This is a genomic window from Rhodococcus sp. NPDC004095 (assembly GCF_053604015.1).
This window is the reverse complement of record NZ_JBSGGS010000002.1, coordinates 553,529-574,394: the sequence shown is the minus strand read 5'-3', so window position 1 is coordinate 574,394 and position 20,866 is coordinate 553,529. Positions and strand designations below refer to the sequence as shown.

21 protein-coding genes and 1 pseudogene are annotated in these 20,866 nt (G+C 69.1%); 11 read left to right on the top strand and 11 right to left on the bottom strand.

The window, feature by feature from the left end; genetic code table 11:
• The first annotated feature begins 143 nt into the window (after positions 1-143).
• Genes hypE through ACWEPG_RS05685 form a run of 5 tightly spaced genes read left to right on the top strand, consistent with a single transcriptional unit; the run spans position 144 to position 4,678 of the window.
• On the top strand, positions 144-1,229 hold the full coding sequence (gene hypE, locus ACWEPG_RS05705; protein ID WP_450113676.1) for a hydrogenase expression/formation protein HypE: 1,086 nt from the start codon (positions 144-146) through the stop codon (positions 1,227-1,229).
• 35 nt (positions 1,230-1,264) lie between these two features.
• Positions 1,265-1,537 carry a HypC/HybG/HupF family hydrogenase formation chaperone gene (locus tag ACWEPG_RS05700; RefSeq protein WP_450113675.1) on the top strand — a complete coding sequence of 91 codons (273 nt, stop codon included), beginning with the start codon at positions 1,265-1,267 and terminating at the stop codon, positions 1,535-1,537.
• Positions 1,538-1,553: 16 nt separating this feature from the next.
• Positions 1,554-2,720, top strand: a complete 1,167-nt coding sequence (gene hypD, locus ACWEPG_RS05695; RefSeq protein ID WP_450113674.1) for a hydrogenase formation protein HypD — start codon at positions 1,554-1,556, stop codon at positions 2,718-2,720.
• 3 nt (positions 2,721-2,723) lie between these two features.
• The gene (locus tag ACWEPG_RS05690) at positions 2,724-3,494 is read left to right on the top strand and encodes a DUF6390 family protein (protein WP_450113673.1); all 771 of its coding nucleotides are present in this window, start codon (positions 2,724-2,726) and stop codon (positions 3,492-3,494) included.
• Between the two features lie 26 nt (positions 3,495-3,520).
• Positions 3,521-4,678 carry a HoxN/HupN/NixA family nickel/cobalt transporter gene (locus ACWEPG_RS05685; protein WP_450113672.1) on the top strand — a complete coding sequence of 386 codons (1,158 nt, stop codon included), beginning with the start codon at positions 3,521-3,523 and terminating at the stop codon, positions 4,676-4,678.
• Between the two features lie 271 nt (positions 4,679-4,949).
• Here the strand turns inward: ACWEPG_RS05685 and ACWEPG_RS05680 are convergent, their stop codons facing one another.
• The 3 genes from ACWEPG_RS05680 to dapA all read right to left on the bottom strand — a co-directional run bounded on the left by ACWEPG_RS05680 (position 4,950) and on the right by dapA (position 8,298).
• Positions 4,950-5,762: a CAP domain-containing protein gene (locus ACWEPG_RS05680; RefSeq protein ID WP_450113671.1), complete on the bottom strand. Its 813-nt coding sequence runs from the start codon at positions 5,760-5,762 to the stop codon at positions 4,950-4,952.
• Positions 5,763-6,031: 269 nt separating this feature from the next.
• Positions 6,032-6,901, bottom strand: a complete 870-nt coding sequence (locus ACWEPG_RS05675; protein WP_450113670.1) for a thermonuclease family protein — start codon at positions 6,899-6,901, stop codon at positions 6,032-6,034.
• Positions 6,902-7,326: 425 nt separating this feature from the next.
• Entirely contained in the window at positions 7,327-8,298 is a 972-nt protein-coding gene (dapA, locus tag ACWEPG_RS05670) for a 4-hydroxy-tetrahydrodipicolinate synthase (RefSeq protein ID WP_450113669.1), read from the bottom strand.
• Between the two features lie 70 nt (positions 8,299-8,368).
• Between dapA and ACWEPG_RS05665 the strand changes: the two genes are divergently transcribed.
• From ACWEPG_RS05665 to ACWEPG_RS05650, 4 genes are all read left to right on the top strand, one after another.
• Positions 8,369-9,295 (top strand): LysR family transcriptional regulator, encoded by a 927-nt coding sequence (locus tag ACWEPG_RS05665; protein ID WP_450113668.1) that lies wholly within the window; start codon positions 8,369-8,371, stop codon positions 9,293-9,295.
• Positions 9,296-9,341: 46 nt separating this feature from the next.
• Positions 9,342-10,313 (top strand): ATP-binding cassette domain-containing protein, encoded by a 972-nt coding sequence (locus ACWEPG_RS05660; RefSeq protein ID WP_450113667.1) that lies wholly within the window; start codon positions 9,342-9,344, stop codon positions 10,311-10,313.
• Positions 10,310-11,113, top strand: a complete 804-nt coding sequence (locus ACWEPG_RS05655; protein ID WP_450113666.1) for an ABC transporter permease — start codon at positions 10,310-10,312, stop codon at positions 11,111-11,113. Before ACWEPG_RS05660 ends, ACWEPG_RS05655 begins: the two co-directional genes overlap by 4 nt.
• A 106-nt stretch (positions 11,114-11,219) precedes the next feature.
• Positions 11,220-11,807, top strand: coding sequence for a hypothetical protein (locus ACWEPG_RS05650; protein WP_452594032.1), 588 nt, complete (start codon positions 11,220-11,222; stop codon positions 11,805-11,807).
• A gap of 543 nt (positions 11,808-12,350) precedes the next feature.
• Here ACWEPG_RS05650 and ACWEPG_RS05645 read toward each other — a convergent pair.
• The 7 genes and pseudogenes from ACWEPG_RS05645 to ACWEPG_RS05615 all read right to left on the bottom strand — a co-directional run.
• Positions 12,351-12,497 (bottom strand): annotated as a pseudogene (locus ACWEPG_RS05645) (LysM peptidoglycan-binding domain-containing protein); the annotation flags it as partial.
• Between the two features lie 192 nt (positions 12,498-12,689).
• Positions 12,690-13,460, bottom strand: a complete 771-nt coding sequence (locus ACWEPG_RS05640; protein ID WP_452594031.1) for an anti-sigma factor — start codon at positions 13,458-13,460, stop codon at positions 12,690-12,692.
• Positions 13,457-14,026, bottom strand: coding sequence for an ECF RNA polymerase sigma factor SigK (sigK, locus tag ACWEPG_RS05635; RefSeq protein WP_450113664.1), 570 nt, complete (start codon positions 14,024-14,026; stop codon positions 13,457-13,459). The genes ACWEPG_RS05640 and sigK overlap by 4 nt, the downstream gene beginning before the upstream one ends.
• Before the next feature lie 89 nt (positions 14,027-14,115).
• Positions 14,116-14,910: a DUF1295 domain-containing protein gene (locus tag ACWEPG_RS05630; protein ID WP_450113663.1), complete on the bottom strand. Its 795-nt coding sequence runs from the start codon at positions 14,908-14,910 to the stop codon at positions 14,116-14,118.
• Complete coding sequence (locus ACWEPG_RS05625) at positions 14,907-16,184, bottom strand: class I SAM-dependent methyltransferase (RefSeq protein WP_450113662.1); 1,278 nt, start codon at positions 16,182-16,184, stop codon at positions 14,907-14,909. The genes ACWEPG_RS05630 and ACWEPG_RS05625 overlap by 4 nt, the downstream gene beginning before the upstream one ends.
• Positions 16,181-16,939 carry a DUF1365 domain-containing protein gene (locus ACWEPG_RS05620; RefSeq protein WP_450113661.1) on the bottom strand — a complete coding sequence of 253 codons (759 nt, stop codon included), beginning with the start codon at positions 16,937-16,939 and terminating at the stop codon, positions 16,181-16,183. Before ACWEPG_RS05620 ends, ACWEPG_RS05625 begins: the two co-directional genes overlap by 4 nt.
• Positions 16,936-18,285 carry an NAD(P)/FAD-dependent oxidoreductase gene (locus ACWEPG_RS05615; RefSeq protein ID WP_450113660.1) on the bottom strand — a complete coding sequence of 450 codons (1,350 nt, stop codon included), beginning with the start codon at positions 18,283-18,285 and terminating at the stop codon, positions 16,936-16,938. Before ACWEPG_RS05615 ends, ACWEPG_RS05620 begins: the two co-directional genes overlap by 4 nt.
• A gap of 147 nt (positions 18,286-18,432) precedes the next feature.
• Between ACWEPG_RS05615 and ACWEPG_RS05610 the strand changes: the two genes are divergently transcribed.
• The gene (locus tag ACWEPG_RS05610) at positions 18,433-19,089 is read left to right on the top strand and encodes a fasciclin domain-containing protein (RefSeq protein WP_450113659.1); all 657 of its coding nucleotides are present in this window, start codon (positions 18,433-18,435) and stop codon (positions 19,087-19,089) included.
• 36 nt (positions 19,090-19,125) lie between these two features.
• Positions 19,126-19,716 carry a lipocalin family protein gene (locus tag ACWEPG_RS05605; RefSeq protein ID WP_450113658.1) on the top strand — a complete coding sequence of 197 codons (591 nt, stop codon included), beginning with the start codon at positions 19,126-19,128 and terminating at the stop codon, positions 19,714-19,716.
• Between the two features lie 19 nt (positions 19,717-19,735).
• Here ACWEPG_RS05605 and ACWEPG_RS05600 read toward each other — a convergent pair whose 3' ends face one another.
• On the bottom strand, positions 19,736-20,752 hold the full coding sequence (locus ACWEPG_RS05600) for an alcohol dehydrogenase catalytic domain-containing protein (protein ID WP_450113657.1): 1,017 nt from the start codon (positions 20,750-20,752) through the stop codon (positions 19,736-19,738).
• Positions 20,753-20,866 lie beyond the last annotated feature (114 nt).

Genomic DNA, 20,866 nt, shown 5'->3' with positions numbered 1-20,866 from the left:
GGTGGGAGGTCGGCCATGAGCGCGGAGACCGACGTGGGAGGTCGACCATGAGCGCGGAGACCGACGTGGGAGGTCGACCATGAGCGCGGAGACCGACGTGGGAGGTCGACCATGAGCGCGGAGACCGAGGCAGGAGGTCGACCATGAGTACCGAGGCCGAACGGGAGGACCGGGTCCTCGAACGGATCGAGGCGTTCCGGCGGCGTCGGCCACGACTGCGGGACACGGTGATCTCGCTGTCGCACGGCGCCGGCGGCAAGGCGTCCGCCGCGCTGGTGGATGCGGTGTTCGTCGACGCGTTCCGCAACACCGAACTCGAGCAGCTCGGCGACGCCGCGACCGTGCGCCCGGGCCCCGCGGAGCGGCTCGCGTTCTCGACCGACTCGTTCGTCGTGCAGCCGCTGTCGTTCCCGGGTGGCTCGATCGGGCATCTGGCCGTGCACGGCACCGTCAACGACCTGGCCGTGTCCGGGGCCCGTCCGCGTTGGCTGTCGGCGGCGTTCGTCATCGAGGAGGGTTTCGAGATCGACCGGCTGCGCGGGATCGTCGCCGACATGGCGACCGCGGCCACCGCGTCCGGGGTCGAGATCGTCACCGGTGACACCAAGGTGGTGGGCCGGGGCGCCGCCGACGGGCTGTACATCAGCACCGCGGGCGTCGGGATCGTGCCCGAGGGTCGACGCCTGGGCGCCGACCTGGTCCGGCCCGGCGACCGGGTGGTGATCTCCGGGACCATCGGGGATCACGGCATGGCGGTGATGCTGGCCCGCGGCGATCTGGCCATCGAGGCGGACATCGCCTCGGACACCGCCCCGGTGCACTCGCTGGTGGAGGCGTTGCTCGCGGCGGCACCGTCGACCCGGTGGATGCGCGATCCCACCCGCGGCGGCGTCGGCACCGTGTGCAACGAACTGGCGCAGGCCACCGGCCTGGCCGTGATCCTGGACGAGGCGTCGCTGCCGATCCGGCCGGCGGTGGTCGGTGCGTGCGACCTGCTCGGCATCGACCCGTTGTACGTCGCGAACGAGGGCAAGTTCGTGGCGATCGTGTCCCCGGACGAGACGGACGCCGCGGTCGCCGCGCTGCGGGCCTGCCCGGGCGGTGCCGAGGCGACGGTGGTCGGCGAGATCCTCGCCGAACCGGAGGGGATCGTCGCGCTGCGCACCGCGTTCGGCGGCAGCCGGATCGTGGACATGCTCGTCGGTGATCCGCTGCCCCGTATCTGTTGAGAACCCGGATCTGCCGAGGTGAAAGGAGTCACGTCATGTGCCTGGGTATCCCCGGCCGGGTGGTCGACATGGTCGATCCCGCGCAGCATCTGGCGAAGGTGGACGTGGGCGGGGTGCAGCGCGCGATCAGCGTGCGGCTGCTCGCCGACAGCGGACTGCAGGTGGGCGATTGGGTGCTGGTGCACGTCGGATTCGCGATGGCGCGCATCGACGAGGCCGAAGCACAGGTGACGCTGGACCAGGTCCGCAGGATGGGCGCCGACTACGTCAACGAGATCGACGCCTTCAACGCGTCGGACATCGCGTGAAAGGCAGGGCAGCGACATGAGATTCGTCGACGAGTTCCGAGACCCGGCCGCGGCCCGCGCCCTGGTGGCGTCGATCACCGAACTTGCGGCCGCCGACGAGTTCAAGTTCATGGAGGTGTGCGGCGGCCACACCCACACCATCTACCGGCACGGCATCGAACATCTTCTGCCGCCGTCGGTCGAATTGGTGCACGGCCCCGGATGCCCGGTGTGCGTGATCCCGATGGGGCGCATCGACGACGCCATGTGGCTGGCCGAACAGCCGAACGTGGTGTTCACGACGTTCGGCGACATGATGCGGGTGCCCGGATCCCGCGGAAACCTGATCGAGGCGAAGGCCCGCGGCGCGGAGGTCCGCTTCGTGTACTCCCCGCTCGACGCGCTGAAGATCGCCGTGGACAACCCGGACAAGCATGTCGTGTTCTTCGCCGTCGGCTTCGAGACCACCGCGCCGTCCACCGCGGTGACGCTCGTGCGGGCCCGGCAACTGGGGTTGGAGAACTTCACCGTGTTCTGCAACCACGTGACGATCGTCCCGCCGATCAAGGCGATCCTCGAGTCACCGGACCTGCGACTGTCCGGGTTCCTCGGCCCGGGGCACGTGTCGACGGTGGTGGGGTTGCGGCCGTACCGCTTCGTTCCCGAGGTGTACGGAAAGCCGATCGTGGTCGCGGGTTTCGAGCCACTCGACATCCTGGCCTCGGTCCACATGCTGCTGCGGCAGATCCGCGACGGGCGGTGCGAGGTGGAGAACCAGTACAGCCGCGTGGTCCGCGCGGACGGCAATGTGCAGGCGCTGCGCCTGATGTCGCAAACCTTCACCCTGCGCCCGCACTTCGAGTGGCGCGGGCTCGGATTCATCTCGCAGAGCGCGCTCGGTATCCACCCGGACTACGCCGACTTCGACGCCGAGCAGCGATTCTCGATGCCCGGTCTGCGGGTCGCGGATCCGAAGGCCTGCCAGTGCGGTGAGGTCCTCAAGGGCGTCATCAAGCCGTGGGAGTGCAAGGTGTTCGGCACCGCCTGCACCCCGGAGACCCCGATCGGTACGTGCATGGTCTCACCCGAGGGGGCGTGCGCGGCCTACTACAACTTCGGGCGCCTGCACCGGGAGACGGCGGAGCTGGTGGGACGGCGCGGCGCGGCGGGGCAGCCGTTGGTGGGTCAGGGCGAGACGGTCTGACCGATGGCCGAGCCGACGGAGGGTCAGCGGCTGTTCGCCCGCTACGCCCATGCCCCGAACGCGCTCGGATTCTGCGGTCCGGCCGGGGTGGCGGCACTCGAGCACGCCGCGTGCGGTGCGGGCGACGGCGGCGCCGTCACCGACGCGGCACGCAGGTTCAGCGGTGCCTGGCCCTATCAGGAACTGCTCGCCGAGCTGACCGGCATCGCGGATCCCCTCGACGTACGGGTGGTCCGGGCCTACTGGACCGGGAGCGACCTGACCGACCGCGTCGACCCGCATGTGTTCGGGACCCGGTTGCTGGAGCGGCTCGGGTCCGCGGCCGGACACTACTGGACGCACCTGACGCCGGCGCTGCTCGACGAGGCGGCGCCCACGCACGCCTTCCACGTCTTCGGCGTGTATCCGTGGTCGCGGTTGCTCGACACGGGCATGCCGCAGCCGTTGCAGGTGCTCGATTCCTGCCGGATCCGCTGGGGCATCGTGCTCGACGTCGATGCCGCGTCGGCCACCGTGCGCTCCCGGCCGCTCGAGTTCGACGGCGCCCGTCTGGATCTCGGTACCGAACGGATCGAGCGCGTGCAGCGACGGACCGCGTCGGGGACGTTCGTGCCCGCGCTCCGGGTGGGCGAGCAGGTCGCGATGCACTGGGGCTTCCTGTGTGATCGGCTGACCGGGGACGAGGCCGAGCGTCTCGCGGCCGGGACGGTCCGCCAGCTCGCCTGCACGAACGAACGACTCGCCGCCGAACCGGCGACGACGGATGTGCCGTGAACTCCCGCGGAGAGGACACGATCGCAATGACGACATCAATGCCCGCCTCCGGCATCACCACCACGCCGTCCGGCCGTCCCTTCACGTCGCGCATGGCCCGAATCCGGTCCGGGCTCACCGCAGCCGAATGGGTGCGGGTCGCGGCGATGGTGGCGGTGATCGTCGTGCTGCACGTGCTCGGATGGGGAATTCTGGCGCTCGTCGTCGCCCCACAGCACTACAGCCTCGGCACGACGACCCTGGGGCTCGGTGTCGGGTTGACGGCCTACACCCTCGGACTGCGGCACGCCTTCGACGCCGACCACATCGCGGCGATCGACAACACCACCCGGAAACTGATGAACGACGGCCAGCGGCCGCTGTCGGTCGGTTTCTTCTTCTCGCTCGGACATTCCACGATCGTGTTCGGGCTGGCGGTGCTGATCTCGATCGGCATCAAGGCCGTCGTCGGGCCGGTCGAGGACGACGACTCGGCGCTGCACCATTACACCGGGCTGATCGGCACGACCGTCTCGGGCACCTTCCTGTACGTGATCGCGGCGATCAACGTCGTGATCCTGTTCGGGATCGTGCGGGTCTTCCGCCAGATGCGCGCCGGTCGGTTCGACGAGACCGCGCTCGAGGAACAACTGAACGCCAGGGGGCTGATGAACCGCGTCCTCGGCCGGGCGATGAGGTCGATCACCCGGCCCTGGCAGATGTACCCGGTGGGGTTGCTGTTCGGGCTCGGCTTCGACACCGCCACCGAGATCGCGCTGCTCGTGCTCGCCGGCACCAGCGCCGCCGCGGGTCTGCCGTGGTACGCGATCCTGTGCCTGCCGATCCTGTTCGCCGCCGGGATGAGTCTGCTCGACACGATCGACGGCTCGTTCATGAACTTCGCCTACGGCTGGGCGTTCTCCCACCCGGTCCGCAAGGTCTACTACAACCTCACCATCACCTTCCTGTCCGTCGCGGTTGCGCTGCTGATCGGCACCGTCGAGCTGCTCGGCCTGCTCGCCGAACAACTCGGCTGGACCGGCGGCATCTGGGACCGGCTGGCCGGCCTGAACCTGAACCTGCTCGGCTACCTCGTCGTCGCCCTGTTCGTGGTCACCTGGGTTGCCGCGCTGGCGATCTGGCGGTACGGGCACATCGAGGAGCGGTGGACCGCGCGCCTGGCGACCGCCCCGGCCGAGGACTGACCGAGACGTCGGTGAGGCGCGGACGTCGGTGAGGCACGCGTGTGGGGCAGCCGCTTGACCAATGTCCCTGGGCAGTACAGCTGGAACAGCGCGGGTCACTCGGAGTCGACAAGTGCGCGGTTCGCCGCCCAAAGCCGGAGCCCGGTCCGCCCCGCGTCGGGATTTCCATGATTCCAGAGCGGGTGCACCCCAGACTTGGGCGTCGCGATCGATGAGAAGTGGCAGTACGCCACCCAACAGTCCGGTCTGCTGGAGCGTTGGACGCATCAGGTCAGTGTGTGGCGAAGTCACCGACCGCGGTCATTTTGCCGTTGCCCGAAGAGGTGGAGACGCCGGCGTCGGTAAGAGCGCAGTTGGTGATGATGGCACGATGGCCCGGGCTGTTCATCCACCAGTTGACCGCCGCCTCGGGTGTTGCACCGCCGCCGGTACCCCAGTAGACGATTTCGCCCCACCGCGCGACGGGAGCGTAGCCTGCGGCCGCGATCCGGGCATCTGGAGACGAGCCGTCCGAACCGGTATGGCCCGTCACACCACTGTTGAGCATGTCCGTTGCGTGCCGACTGGCGGCCGCAGCGAGCTGGCCGTTGGATGCGACAGGACCGCAACCATTCGCTGCGCGCTGCTGGTTGATCAGGTTGAGCACAGCGCCGCCCTGATCACCACCGGGCTGTTGCTGCGGGTGGCGATTGGGTTGGTTGCGCTGATAGCGCGAATCGGCCGCGGCATTGTCGGCCCAGGTCTGCGACCGAATATCGGGAGTCACGCAGACCACGTCACCGTTGAAGGCCTCCCGCCAGACGAATCCTTGCTTGCAGGTATTCGGCCCGTACGCGCCGCCGCCGGGTTGGACCCGATCTGCGGCCGTTGCGTTTTCCTGGGCCGTGCGTGACCGGACCTGCGGCGGCACACAGACGGTGTCACCGACCCGAGCCTCCCGCCATACGTAGCCCTGGACGCAGGTGTCGGGCCCGTAGGGCAGGTCATGGTCGGCGTGGGCCGGCGCCGTACCAGTAGTCGCCGCCAGCAGGCTTACCCCCACTATCGACAAGGGCAGCAGCGCATGCTTGAAGCTTGCAGACATGGTTGTCCCTCCGACTTGTCTGTCTTGTGTATTGGCCGTGTGGGCCACAGCGCGAAGCGTATGGCGCTGGAGGATCGCCGCACACGCGTAGTCGAGTACTCGACTTTGCAGGCGTTTCGGGGTTCTTGGTTCTTCCTGTCAGCCCGGCTGTCCGTAGATGGCGACGACGACCGTGTTGTCCATTCCTGCGTCCGTCCCCGCGCAGTGGTCTACGACATTCCGGGCTCCAATCGACGAATGAGGTAGGACGTTGGATTGGCGTCCGTCCTTCATTTCTCGTCAAAGACGAGGTCAGTTGGAGGGTGCGTGAGGCGGACGGTGTCTGCCTGGACATCGACGATGGCGTCGAGTCCGGTGGTGGAGTGCCCAGTGGAGAGTATGAAGAACTTGTCCTGGGCCTGGGAGAGGAAGGAGGCAAACCCGGCCAACGACAGGTTGCCGGGATCCAGCTCAAAGTAATCGACCAGGCGGCGAAACAGTTTCGGCAGGATGACAACGTCCTCGGTGAGGGTGGTTGCCGTGTCGATCACTGCGCCGCTGGTGGTGGCGTCGACGGCCCACACCCCGTCCTTGGCGGCGTGTGCACTCTCGACTGCGGCGGTGAATTCGTTGCGTAGGGCGGGAAACAGGTTGCGGTAGTAGGTGGGGTATGCCAGCCCGGTACTGAGCAGATGATGGTTGAGAGTGGTGCGCAGCAGGGTGGTATCGACGAACACAGGGCTTCCGGATGTGGTGGGAGGTGCGCCGCGACAGACGAATGCTACGCAGCGGCCGTACAAATCGGCGCCGCGAGTCAGTATGAACCCGTTGACGGTATCGGGAGTGCAAGCGGTGACCGTCTCGGCGCTGTTGCGTTCGACGTTGGTGAAACCGAGCCAGCCGAGCAGCTCTTCGGCTGCGGCGTGCCCCAATCCCAGCGGTTGGTGGGTGCGGGTGCCGTGTTTGGGCGTGTAGTGGGTCTCGAGGGCGTCGATTCCATCCAGGCGTAGCTGCGCTGCCCCAGAAGCGGTCCGTTTGACCGGATGCGGTCCGCCGACGAGTTCCCACTCGGCGGGCGCGTCCGGGATGAACCGGACGGAGTCCCCGTCAGGCTGGGCCCCCTTGGCTCGGAATGCGCCCTTGATCAGTACGAATGACATGTCCCCTCCTGTTGGCGGACTTGATGCGGCGTCGAGCGATCGATACTTGAGAGGTTCGTCGTCGGGCACGTTGGTGGCGCGAGTATGCGGCTACTCGATTTTCGACGTGCATCTGTTGCGCCCTGCTTCCGCGGTGCGACATTCCAGCGTCAGTCTCCGGCCTGGCGATGCGATCCGGGCGGGGATGTTGATCACGTGATCGCGGTGCCGCGCATCCGCGGCCGCCCCACGCGGTCTCGTCGATCGATGCAATCGCGGCCCGGATCTGTGGGTTCATCCTCTCGGTCCCCTGAGAACCAGGCTCGGCGCGGACGGCTGCGGCGGAAACGAACGTGTGCCCGAAGTAGGTCGACCCCGCGCGGGCCAGGACCCGGCCACTCGCCCCGACGCCTCGGGCGGTACCGATCGCCTTGGGCGAGTAGGCGTTACATCACCGGTGGATCCAGGCTCAGGCGCTTGTCTCGGGGAATGGCGTCGGTGGCGCGAAGGTCTCGGAGCGCGTCGAGGATCGGGGTGGGCGCCGTGGCCGGAACCAACGGCAACCGGACGTTCGGTGTCGATATCCGGCCCTGCGCGTGGAGAACGGCCTTGAGGAGCGTGGGGTTCGGTTCGGACATGAGGGCGGACGCGGGTCCGACGAGTCGACTTCCCAGCGCGCGTGCCTCCTCGAGCCGTCCCTCGTGCCACAACCGGACCAGCTCGGCGAACTCGCGTCCGCAGACGTTCGCGGTCGCCAGGACCGCGCCCGCCGCGCCCATCGCCAACAGCGGTGAGACCAGCGTGTCCTCGCCCGCGAGCACCGAGAACACGTTGGCAGGAGCGGAGCCTGCGGGGCGACCGGAGGAGGCCGTTTCCGCGATCAGTCGCGCGGTGTCGGTGTCCACCACGCCGACCGCCTGCTTGACGCCGACGATTCGCGGATGCCGCGACAGGCGCGTCAGGGACTCCCAGCCGAGCTGCTGTCCGGTGCGATACGGAACGTTGTAGACGATCAGCGGGAGTGGGCTGCGGTCGGCGACGTACTCGAAGTGCGCGACGACGCCGGCCTCGGACGGACGGGTGTAGTACGGGACAACCGTCAGCGCCGCCGCGGCGTCGACGCTCGAGTTCAGCTCTTCGACGGCTCGGACCGTGCCCGCGGTGTCGTTGCCTCCCGCCCCGACGATCAGTGGCACACCGTGTTCGCGGCACACCCTGCCGCAGATCCGCACGACCTCTCGACGTTCCTGCGGGCTCAGCGTGGACGGCTCCGCGGTCGTCCCCAGCGCGACGATCCCGGCCGCACCGTCCTCGATCGTGTCGTGGGCGAGGCGTTCGAGGTCGGCGACCGCGAGCTCGCCGCCGTCGGTGAAGGGCGTGACGAGCGGGACGAGGAGTCCTGACGGGTGGAAGGTCATATTCCCACTCTCACCGTCCGCACAATCAAGATCCAGTTACTGTTCCTTCGTCTGTCCGTAAGCTGAACTGATGCTCGACATTCGCAAGCTGAGGCTTCTTCGCGAACTCGCCCATCGCGGGACCATCGCGGCCGTCGCCGACGCGCTCGCGTACACGCCGTCCGCGGTGTCGCAACAGCTCGCGGCGCTCGAACGGGAGGCCGGCCAACCCCTGCTGACGCGGACGGGCCGTCGGGTGAGCCTCACTCCCGCCGGGGTCGTGCTCGTCGAGCACGCCGAGGTGGTTCTCGCCGACCTCGAGCGCGCCGAAGCGGCGCTCGCCGCGACTGGCGCCGGCCTGTCGGCATCGGTTCGGTTGGGCGCGTTTCCCACCGCCCTGCGGACGATCGTGTTGCCCGCGATGACGGAACTCGCTCGCGCCCAACGGAACCTGGAGCTGACGGTGACGGAGGCCGATCCGGCCGACGTGCCGGACCTTCTTCGCGGCGGCCGACTGGACCTCGCGCTGGTTCACGAGTACGACAACGTCCCCTCCACCGTGGGGGCGGGCATCGAACTGGAACCGCTGCTGGACGAGGTCGTGTACCTGGCCTCGTCCGCCGCCCCCGGTGTACCCGCCGCCGATGTGGTCCGCAGCCAGTCCGGGAGCCGGTGGATCGTCGGCAACCCGGACACCCTCTGCCACACCATGACGGTGCGCACCTGCCAGTCGCAGGGTTTCGAGCCACTCGTCGCCCACCGCGTCGACGATTTCGCCGCTGTCCTCGGCCTCGTCGCCGCGGGCGCCGGTGTGGCACTCGTTCCCCGGCTCGGGGCGACCGATGTCCCGGACGGTGTGGTGCTCACCGCCCTCCCGATCGGCAGACGGACCCGGATCGCCTACCGCCGCGGCAGCGGATCCCAGCCGGCATTCGCCGCGGTGAGCGGTGAATTGCATCGCGCGGCCCGGGCCTTCCACGACGGCCCCGCCGATCCAGCGGTCGAAACCTGTCGGTGACCTCGGGCACACTGGGAGTCGAAACCACCGGACACGGGGAGGACTCATGGCCGATGCCATAGTCGTCGAAGGTCTGATCAAGAGGTACGGCAAGGTCACGGCCCTCGACGGAATCGATCTGACGGTCCCAGCGGGGACGGTCACCGCTCTGCTCGGGCCGAACGGGGCAGGCAAGACCACCGCGGTTCGCGTGCTGACCACGCTGCTGGTTCCCGATGGGGGCACCGCTCGCGTCGACGGGCTCGACGTGGTTGCCGACGCCCAGGAACTGCGTTCACGCATCGGCGCGTCCGGTCAGTACGCGGCCGTCGACGAGTACCTGACGGGATTCGAGAACCTCGAGATGGTCGGCCGGCTCTACCACCTCGGCATCAAACGCAGCCGCGACCGGGCCAGGGAACTGCTCGAGCAGTTCGATCTCGTCGCCGCCGCGGACCGCCCGGTCAAGGGCTACTCCGGGGGCATGCGCCGCCGCCTCGACCTCGCGGGCGCACTCGTCGCGCAGCCACCGGTGCTGTTCCTCGACGAACCCACCACCGGCCTCGACCCGCGCGCCAGGCTCGCGTTGTGGGACGTGATCGACGAACTGGTCGCGCAGGGGACGACGCTGCTGCTCACCACCCAGTACATGGACGAGGCCGAGCGGCTGGCCGATCGGATCGCGGTGATGGACCGCGGCGCGGTCATCGCGCGCGGCACCGCCGACGAACTCAAGGACCAGGTCGGCGGCGAGCGCATCGAACTCGGGCTGGTGGACGCCGCACGGCTACCCGACCTGCGGACCGAACTCGCGCCGCTGTCCGCCGGGGAGATCCAGGTCGAGTCCGGTATCCGGAAGGTGGTCGTCCCGGTCAGCGGCGGAGCGGACACCCTCGCCGCGGCGCTCGCACGGCTGTCCGCGGCCGGCATCCGGGTCACCGACGTCGCGTTGCGCAAACCCACCCTCGACGACGTCTTCCTCTCCCTGACGGGGCACGAGGCGCAGGACGTGGACGTGGACGAGGAGGCGGTGCGATGAACGCGATGCAGATGGTGGCGTCCGACGGATTGACCATCGCGAAGCGAAACATCATCAAGATCAAGCGGGTTCCCGATCTCATCGTCTTCACGACCCTCTCGCCGATCATGTTCGTGCTGCTGTTCGCGTTCGTGTTCGGCAGCGCGATAGAGATCCCCGGGATGTCCTACCGCGAGTTCCTCATCGCGGGCATCTTCACGCAGACCGTCATCTTCGGTGCCACGTGGACCGGGCTCGGGATGGTGGAGGACCTGCAGAAGGGCATCATCGACAGGTTCCGGTCGCTGCCGATGGCGCCCTCGGCGGTGCTGATCGGCCGGACCTCCACCGACGTGCTGATCAACGTCATCAGCCTGGTGGTGATGACGCTGACGGGCCTGCTCATCGGGTGGCGGATCCACTCGTCGCTGGGGGAGGCCATCGCCGGCTACGTGCTGATGCTGCTGTTCGCGTACGCCCTGTCGTGGGTGATGGCGGTGGTGGGCATGTGGATTCGCACGCCGGAGGTGTTCAACAACGCGAGCTTCATGGTGATCTTCCCGCTGTCGTTCATCGCGAACACCTTCGTCGACCCGTCCTCGATGCCCACGGTCCTGCGGGTGATCGCGGAGTGGAACCCGGTGTCCGCGCTGACCCAGGCGGTGCGTGAGCTGTTCGGCAACACCAATCCGATGATGCCGCCGCCGCAGGCGTGGCCGCTGCAGAACCCGGTCCTGGCGTCGCTGCTGTGGATCGCGCTGACGCTGATCGTGTTCGTGCCGTTCGCGATCCGCCGGTACAAGAAGGCCGTCAGCCGCTGAGAGGCTCGGCAGCAGTCACGGGTGTCGGTCAGACATGCCGTACCGCCGCAGGTAGCGGCCCGCCTGGTGAGGGCGTGGCGGCACTCTGTCGCTGACCGGTGAAGTTGTGCAGATCACTGTGCTGACCTGGGAAGGTCCGCCCCGGCTGTGGACGTTCGATCAGAGCCGAATCGGTCGCCTCCCGGTGCACACTGTCATGGTGAGGAAAGCCGTGAGGGGTGCCGGTGCTCTTGTCGCGATCGCCGCCGCGTGCGCCTGTTCGCCGGTCGATGACCACGAATCGCCTGCTCCGACCGTTCTCATCCAATCAACACAGTTCGCACCGCCGCCGCCGCCGATTACCGATCTCGTTCCCACTGCCGAGCAGCTGACCACGCTGTACAACGCCACAACCAACTACTCGATACGGGAGGAGGATCGGTCGCGACTCTTGGACGGTCCCAGCGATCAGACCTTGCAGATCGCGCGGTCCTGGGGTGCACTGCCCATGCCCCAATACATCCAGTTCACCACCGTGGAACCCGACGGACCGGACCGTGTCGATGCGAGTGGGCAGGGCTACGTCGACGGCATGGCCCCGTATCCGGTGGGGCCAATTCCTTTCGTGCGTTCCGACAACGAGTGGAAGCTGTCCCACCTCCACGTTTGCGGCGTCTTGACCGGGCTTCCGGGGCCAGACGGGGGTTGTCAGTGAGCCTGACCGTCGTCCGGCGCCGGTAGGTCGATGATGTGGGTACAGGGGCGAGTGGAAGCGACCTATCGCCCAAATTCGGGGAGCGATTCCGGGTCCTGCCCGAATCAGTTGCGTCGCTTCGAGGCTCCTGTGCGTGAGTCATGCAGGCGGCAATCCCTCGAGAAATCCGGAAATGCTGTACTCCCCATCGGGGTGGTCGTATATCCCGCCGCCAACCGAGGCGCCGCCGGCTGCGTCGAACTGCAGTGTGGCCGGACCGTCCACATATATTCTCACCGAATGGTTGAAGGCGAAGAAGCGCCTTTTCCCATCGAAGGCTGTGCCACACAGAATCCACGGAAATGCATACCTCGGTGTCCCGGCGGCGCCGTGGCTGAGAAAGGCAGCGCCGAGGATCTCCTCGTCCCCGTTGTACATCCCGGTCACGGTCTCGATCACAAGACGTCTTCCAGCCGGTACCTTGTCCGGCAGTACGCATCGACCCAGGCTCTCGCTGATCATGTCGCCATGCGTCCGGAATACGTCCGAGTGTCGAGGCAGGTCCGGGATCAACAAGACCTGACCGACCGGCAGGCTGTCCGGATTTGCGATGCTGTTCGCCGAAGTGATTATCGGAAACATGGATCCGTCACCGTAAAAGCGTTGCGCAATCGCGAAGAGCGTGTCTCCGCTTACCGTGGTGTATTTCCTTGCCATCACACACCTCCAAGCCCTATGGAACTTCTGCGGTGATCCGGTCTGTGGTGCTGCGGACATTGTTGCCGTCGTGCAGCGGTCGTTCCGGCGGATTCACGATGTCACGTTCTGGACCGTCTGGCAGCGCGTCGTGGCAGCCGACCGGCATGGCAGCGGCGATTGTTGTCGACTCGATCCGCCCGATGATCAGGTCAGCGGCAACTCGGCGAAGATCTGCCCGGTCGGCTGGGTCGAGCCGCCCGGCGGTTCCACGGTGAAGCCGAGCGCGGTCGCGTCGCCGATGCCCTCGAGCACCGCCGTCGTCGACGGGGCCACGGCGCCCGCGTCCATCGTGCCTGCCGGCTGGGCGCTGCCCTGATCGTTCATCAGCCACATCTGGTAGACGGTGCCCTCCGCGGGCGGGGCGACGTTGTTCATCACCAGCACACCGGCGCCCACGTCCTTCGAGTAGACGACGGTGGCGGTGCCACCGCCCTCGATCGACCCGGACGAGGTGCGTACGTCGTCGGCGGCGAACACCTGCTCCGCCGTGGGGGCGGGCTCCGACGACCACATCCGCGAGCCCACGGCGACGCCTCCCACCGCGACCACGACGGCTGCGGCCGCCGCCAGCAATCCGTTTCGCAGCCGGTGACGCCGCGCGGCACGCCGCGCGTCCAGATCGACCGGGGCCGGGTTCGGTGAGGCATCGGGCCGGTCCGCGATCGCGTCGAGTACCCGGCCGCGCAGCTGCTCCGGTGGTTCGACCGCGGTCGCCGCGGCCACGTCGGCCATCGTCTCGCGGGCGTCGCGGACGCGGCTTTCGAACTCGGATTTCTCGGCCGGCCCAGCCGTGACCAGCCGGGCCTCGATCCGTGCACGTTCGGTGTCCGAGACGGCGTCGAGGGCGTACACCTCGGCCAGTTCGAGCCAGTCACGTTCCACGCCCCGGACACCGGGGACCGCATCGTCGGTCATTGCCGCTCACCTCCGAGACAGTTCCGGAGGCGGAGCAACCCGTCCCTGATCCTGGACTTGACCGTGGGAAGCGTCGCCGAAAGCTGTTCGGACACTTCGCGGTACGTGAGGCCGCGATAGTAGGCCAGCTCCACGGACTGGCGTTGCAGGTCCGTCAGCGTGCCCAAGCACCGCACCACCATGCGCCGATCCTCACGCCGCGTCACCTCTTCGGTCACGCTGTCGAACGGTGACTCGACGGTGCTCGCCCGATACCGGGATTCCCGATCCGAGCCGGACTGTTCGGCGCGCACCCGATCCACCGCCCTCCGGTGGGCGAGGGTGATCACCCACGACAGCGCGGAACCCTGGGTGACGTCGAACGCGCGGGCCGTCCGCCACACCTGCAGGTACACCTCCTGCGTCGTCTCCTCGCTGTACCCGGGATCGCGGAGCACCCGCAACACCATCCCGTAGACCCGGGCGCGGGTCAGATCGTAGAAACGGGCGAATGCCGACTCGTCCCGGTCCGCGACCCGCTGGAGCAGCGCCGCGAGCGTGTCGGTGTCCCCGCTGACGCCGGTCATCGGCCTTGTCCACTCATCGCAGGAAAGCCTATCGGCGGGTATTCGGGCGCTCAAGGCGGCATCCGCCGTGCTCCTGTCCAGCACGACCCTCACCGCCGCGGTGGTCGCGGCACGAAGAACGCGGTGCGCTGCTGGTAGTCCCGGTATCCCGGGCGCCGCGACATCGTCGTCTCCAGCGGGCGCGCACCGGTCGCGTACACCAGGAAGTACGTCATCAACGCCGGCGACGCCACGGTCAGCGCGCCCGGCCACACCGAGGCGCAGATCAGCCACAGGCCCCACCACACGCACGCGTCCCCGAAATAGTTCGGGTGCCGGGTCCACGCCCACAGACCGGTGTCGATGATGCGTCCCCGGTTCGCGGGATCACCACGCCAGCGCGACAACTGCCGATCTCCGACGGACTCGAACGTCACTCCCGTCACCCACAGCGCCACACCCGCGGCGACGGCGAGGGAACCGACACCCTCGGTCGGGCCGAGGACCGCCGACACCTGCAGGGGCAGCGACACGAACCACTGCGCGGCGCCCTGCGTCGCGAAGACCCGGGTCACCACGGTGCGGGTACTCGCGCCCCCGGCGCGGTCGAGCAGGTCGCGGTAACGCGGATCCTCGCCGCGGCCCTTCGATTTGAGATACATGTGCACGCTCAGCCGCAGACCCCACACGGCGACGAGGACGAACAGCAGCCACCGTCTCCCGGCTGCGCCGTCCCCGATCACCGCCGCGGCGAGTGCGACCAGCACGAATCCGGCACCCCAGGCCACGTCGACGACGTTGACGCGGTCGAGTCGGCGGCTCACCGCGAACGCGACCGCCTGCACCACCGCGACAGCGGCCAGCGAGGTCACCGCGACCACCGCGAAGGTCGACCAGGCGCTCATCGCGGACCTCCGTCCTTGGCGAGAACGATCTGCTGGACGTCCAGGTAGCCGGACCGGAACCCCGCCTCCGAGTACGCGAGGTAGAACTCCCACATCCGGCGGAACGTCGCATCGAATCCGAGCGCGTCCACGGCCGCCGCGTTGGCGACGAACCGTTCCCGCCACAGGCGGAGCGTGTCCGCGTAGTCCGCCCCGAAGCGGTCCCGCGCCCGGATCCGCAGCGACGTGGTCGCGGCGGCGGCCTCGAGCGCCTCGGGGGAGGGAATCAGGCCGCCGGGAAAGATGTACTTGGTGATCCAGGTGTGCGTGTTGCGGGTGGCGCGCATCCGCGCATCGGTCATGGTGATCGCCTGCAGTGCGACTCGTCCGCCCCAGACCAGCACGTGGTCCAGCACCGCGAAGTAGGCCGGCCAGTACTCGTACCCGACCGCCTCGATCATCTCGACGGAGACGACGGCGTCGTACTCGCCGCGCACCGCGCGGTAGTCGAGCAGGTCGACCCGCACCCGGTCCGCGTACCCGGCGTCCGCCACCCGCCGGCGCGCCAGCTGTTGCTGCTCCGCCGACAGGGTCACCGACCGGACCGTCGCGCCGCGCCGTGCGGCACGGATCGCCAGTTCTCCCCATCCGGTGCCGATCTCGAGCAGCCGGGTACCCGGGCCGACGCGGGCGGCGTCGAGCAGCCGGTCGATCTTGCGGTGCTGCGCCTCGGCCAGGGTGTCCCATCCGGGGGTCCAGCCGTCGAACAGCGCACTCGAGTACGTCATCGTCTCGTCGAGGAACAGGCGGAAGAGGTCGTTGGACAGGTCGTAGTGGCGGGAGACGTTCGAGGGGGCCTGCTCCCGCGAATTGCGCTCCCAGGAGGGTCGACGACGCGCCACCAGCGGACGCAGGGCCTGCAGGACGCCCGGGATCAGCATGGACGCGGACGCCGCGAACGGTGTCAGCGCGGAGGCGGGATCCGGCGAACTCCAGTCGCCCGCCATGTACGCCTCGCCGAATCCGATCAGCCCGTCGGCGGCCACCCGTCGCGCGAACGCCTCCGGGCGATGCACGATCATGCGCGGCGCGTGCGCATCACCTGAGCCGATGACCGTCCCGTCGGGATAGTCGACCCGCACGTCGAGCCGGGCCACGGCACGCCGGAACAGGAGGGCGGCGACCGGCGCGCCGAACCGCGCGATCGCACCGGTCGGTCGGCGCGCGACGTCCGGCCACCGAGCCGGATCGGGTCCCGGCAGGGTCGGCGCGCCGTCGGTGCGGGTGACGCTCATCGGAGGACCTCCGGGTTCGGGTGGGACGTGGTGGCCGTGGACGACGACCGGGGACGCGGGACGACGGGCAGGCCGCGCAGCCAGAGCGCGATGCCCTGGATCCGGATCCGCGCGGACACGAGGTGCGGTGCCAGCGGTGCCCGCAGCACGGTGCCTGCCACCCCGCCGACGGTGGCCGGCACGCGGTTCCCGTGCATCGTCGCCACGAAGGGTGCGTGCCCGTCCCGGTGCAGGGTCACCGAGATCGCGAGGCGCTCCGCAGGCTCCGGGACCCGAAGCGTGTAGTGGCCCGCCACCGGATTGAACGGCGACACGTAGAACGCCTTCGCCGCCTCCGCCCGCCCCGTGGGATCCGGGCGCAGCACATAGCTGTGCCTGCCGCCGTAGGTGTTGTGGACCTCCGCGACCACACAGTCGACGATGCCGTCGCGGTCGTGGCACCAATACAGGCTCAGGGGGTTGAAGGCGTGCCCGAGCACGCGGGCACCGAGCAGCGCGGTGACCCGCAGGCCGCCCGGATCGATGCCGGCGTCGACGAGAACCGCGTCGAGTCCGGCCCGCAGGGTGCCCGGCGCCGGCGACCGATCGAAGTGGTCGCGCACGTCGAATCGGGCGAACGGCCGCAACCACACCGGCAGACCGGGCAACTCGTCCAGGTCGACGAACCAGCTGTAGCCCGGGTAGTCGAAGGCGTGCCGGATCGGGCCGGCGCGTACGTGGCGGATCCGGGTGCGGTAGATCGCTGGGGTGTTCACGCGCGCGCTCCCACCGCGATGCCGTCGAGGGCGCCGATCCGGCGGGCCGCGCGCACTCCGGACGCGGCGCCGTCCTCGTGGAAGCCCCACCCGTGGTAGGCGCCGGCGAACGCCACGGTGTCGGAGTCCAGTTCCGGCAGCCGCCGCTGCGCGGCCACGGATTCCGGTGTGTAGAGCGGATGTTCGTACGTCATCTCCGCGAGCACGGTCGACGGGTCGATGCGGTCCGCGCCGCCGAGGGTCACGAGCAGCCGCCGACCTCCGGCCTCGCGCAGTCGCATCAGCCGGGTCATGTCGTAGGTGACGATGACGCCCGGTGCCCGTTCACCCGCCCTCGGAACGAGGTAGTTCCACGACGCGCGCGCCGCCCGGGCGCGGGGCAACACCGATTCGTCGGTGTGCAGCCGGGCCCGGTTCGTCGAGTAGGTGATCGCGCCGAGCACAGCGGACTCGGCCGGTGTCGGTTCGGCGAGCAGGCGCAGCGCCTGGTGCGGGTGTACCGCGACCACCGCCGCATCGAAGCGGCGCGGCGCACCGCCTGCCGTGACCACCACGCCGCCGCCGCTGCGGACGAGGCGTTCGACCGGTGTGCCGGTGCGCACCTCGTCGAGCGCGGCGGTGATCTTCTCGACGTAGCGGGCCGAGCCGCCTGTGACGGTTCGCCACGGCGGTGACCCGAAGACCGTGAGCATGCCGTGGTGGTCGAGGAAGGTCAGTAGATAGCGCGCCGGGTACCGCATCGCGTCGTCCGGGTCGCACGACCACACCGCCGCGACCAGTGGGATGGTGAAGTGATCGACGAAGTACCGGGAGAACTTCAACCGGTCCAGGAACTGCCCGAGAGTCTCCTCGGTCTCCGCCGGTCCGTCGTCGAGGAGTGCCCGCGCCGCCCGGTGGAAGCGCGGCACCTCGCCCAGCATCCGCAGGTACCGGCCGCGGCCGACGGTGCGCACGGTCGGCAGCAGCCCGGAAATCCCCTTTCCACCGGCGTATTCGAGGCCGTTCGCGTCCGAGCGCACCGACATCGACATGTCGGTGGCCTGGGTGGCGACGCCCAGCTCGTCGAACAGTGCGCACAGGGTCGGGTAGGTGCGGTCGTTGTGCACGATGAACCCGGTGTCCACGTCGACCCGCCTGCCGGCGCCCAGATCCACGGTGTGGGTGTGGGCGTGACCGCCAAGCCGGTCGTCCGCCTCGAACAGCGTCACCCGGTCGCGTCGGGCCAGCTCGTGAGCCGCGGCCAGTCCGGCGATCCCGCTGCCGATCACCGCCACCGAACGTCGCCCGGCTCGCTCGGGCGGTTCGGGAACGGGCGCCGGACCGCGGGGACGCGAAGTGGTCGTCATGACCGGTGTTCGGAACAGGGACCGGTCCGGATGGGTCGGACATTTTCTCGGTGCGCGACCCATCCGGGTCCGGAGCGGCCCCGAATCGCAGCCGACACAACCTCGTCGGCGGCACCTCGGCCGCCGCCACACGGAAGGACCCACATCATGGGAATCAGCACACGCAAGAATCTGGCGCTGGTCGGGGCGGGGGCGATCGCCCTGTTCGGCGCCGTCGCCTGTTCCTCGGACGACACGTCTTCGGCGCCGGAGTCCCCGGCGACCTCCGAGACGCAGCCGATGGCAACGGATTCGGCGATGCCGAACGCGCAGTCCGCGTCGCTGGTCGGACCGGGCTGCGCAGCCTACGCGGAGCAGGTCCCCACCGGCCCCGGCTCGGTCGAGGGCATGGCGCAGGAGCCGGTGGGCGCCGCAGCGTCGAGCAACCCGATGTTGACCACTCTCACCGCGGCGGTGTCCGGTCAGCTCAATCCGCAGGTCAACCTCGTCGACACCCTCAACGGCGGCCAGTTCACCGTCTTCGCCCCTGTCGACGCGGCCTTCGAGAAGGTCGACCCGGCCACTCTCGAGACCCTGAAGACGGACGCGGCCGCCCTCACCAATGTCCTGACCTATCACGTCGTTCCGGGCCGGATCGCACCCGCCGACATCGCGGGCACCCAGACTACGGTCCAGGGCGGCACAGTCGAGGTCACCGGATCCGGCGACGACTGGAAGGTCAATCAGGCGGGCGTCATCTGCGGCGGCATCCAGACCGCGAATGCGACCGTGTACCTGATCGACTCGGTCCTGTCGCCCCAGTAGCCGATCCCCCCACTAGACGACAGCGAGGAGACATTCATGAGATCGACGATGCGAACCGTTGCGGTGGCCTGTGCCGCCGCGGCGGCGGTCGTGCTGCCGGGGTCGACGACCGCAGCCGCCCCGTTGGGCCCCCTGACACCGGTGGACCGCGTCGACCTGACGCGTTACCTGGGAACGTGGCATCAGCTGGCCGCCAATCCCGCCCCGTTCAACCTGGACTGCGTGCGCGACACCACCGCCCGGTACAGCGCGGTCGACGATCGGGACGTGCGGGTCGAGAACTCGTGCACCACGGTCACCGGTGCCCGCCGCGGGATCGTGGGCAACGCGCGGGTCAACGGCCCGGCCGAGTTGCACGTGTCGTTCCCGTCGGTACCGGGGCAGGACAACCCGGACGGGCCGAGCAACTACCTGATCGCCCACCTCGCTGGCGACTACTCGTGGGCGCTGGTCGGCGACCCGACCCGGCTGTCCGGCTTCGTCCTGTCGCGCAGTCCCGTGGCGGACCCGGGCCGCTGGCACGAGATCCGGCAGGTCGTGGAGGCGAACGGCTACAACTCGTGCCTGATGCTGACCTCGCCGACCAGCACCGGGCTCGCGGACATCCGGCCCCTCTGCACCCTCTGACGGCCCGGCACCTCCGCCGCTACCGCGTGGTGAGGACCATGCGGTAGCGGGCCCGGCCCTCCGCCATCGCGGCGTAGGCGTCCGCCGCCTCGGCCAGGGGGCGTTCCTCGATCCGGGCCCGCACGCCGGACAGGGCCGCGAAGTCCATCGCCTCCTCGACGTCGCGGGCGGTACCCGAGGGGTGCCCGGTCACGGTCAGCCCGGGCTGGATCAGCTGAAGCGGACTGATCGGAAGGGGGTCGGCCGTGACGCCGACGACGACGAGTTCACCCTCGGGTTGCAGGCCGCCGATCGTGTCGGCCATCGCCGTCGAGTTCGCCGCGGTCCCGAGGACCACCGACACGCCACCGAGCTTCCGCAGGGCCGCACCGACGTCGCCCTCCGTGGAGTCGACATAGTGGTGGGCGCCGAGTTGCCGGGCGTCCTCGCCCTTGTCGCCACCGCGGGCGATGGCGATCGTCTCGAAGCCCATCGCCCGGGCGAACTGCACACCGAGGTGGCCGAGCCCACCGATCCCGAGGACCGCGACCCGGTCGCCGGGCGCCGCCCCGGTCTTCCGGAGAGCATCGAAAGTGGTGACGCCCGCGCAGCTCATCGGAGCGGCTTCCGTGAAGGACAGCTCGTCCGGGATCCGGGCGAGCGCGTTGGCCGGCACCGTCACCGACTCGGCGTAACCCCCGGGGTACTGCCAGCTGGGAATCTGCAGCTTCTCGCAGTGGATGAAGCTGCCCCGGCGGCAGGGCACGCACTCGTTGCAGTGGCCGCCGAACCAGCCAACGGCGACGCGGTCGCCGACGGCGTGGTCGTCGACGCCGGGGCCGAGTTCGGCGATCGTTCCGGCGATCTCGTGACCGGGCGTCAGCGGCCACGTCATGTCCGGGAAGGCGCCACCCACGAACGCGCGGTCGGTGCCGCAGACTCCGCACGCGGAGACGGCGATGCGGACGTGGTCCCGTTCGGGTGGCGTCGTCTCGACCTCGGTCAGGGTCAACGCGCCGCCGGGGGACTGGACGTGAACTGCTCGATGAGTGGGCATGACGCATCCTCGATGGAACGTTCGTCGCGGCGGGCCGCGGTCGACATCGTGTGCCGTGCCACGCCCTCGGGTCCGCGTTCCAGTCAAACGCCTCGACGGAGTTCCTGGCAAGGC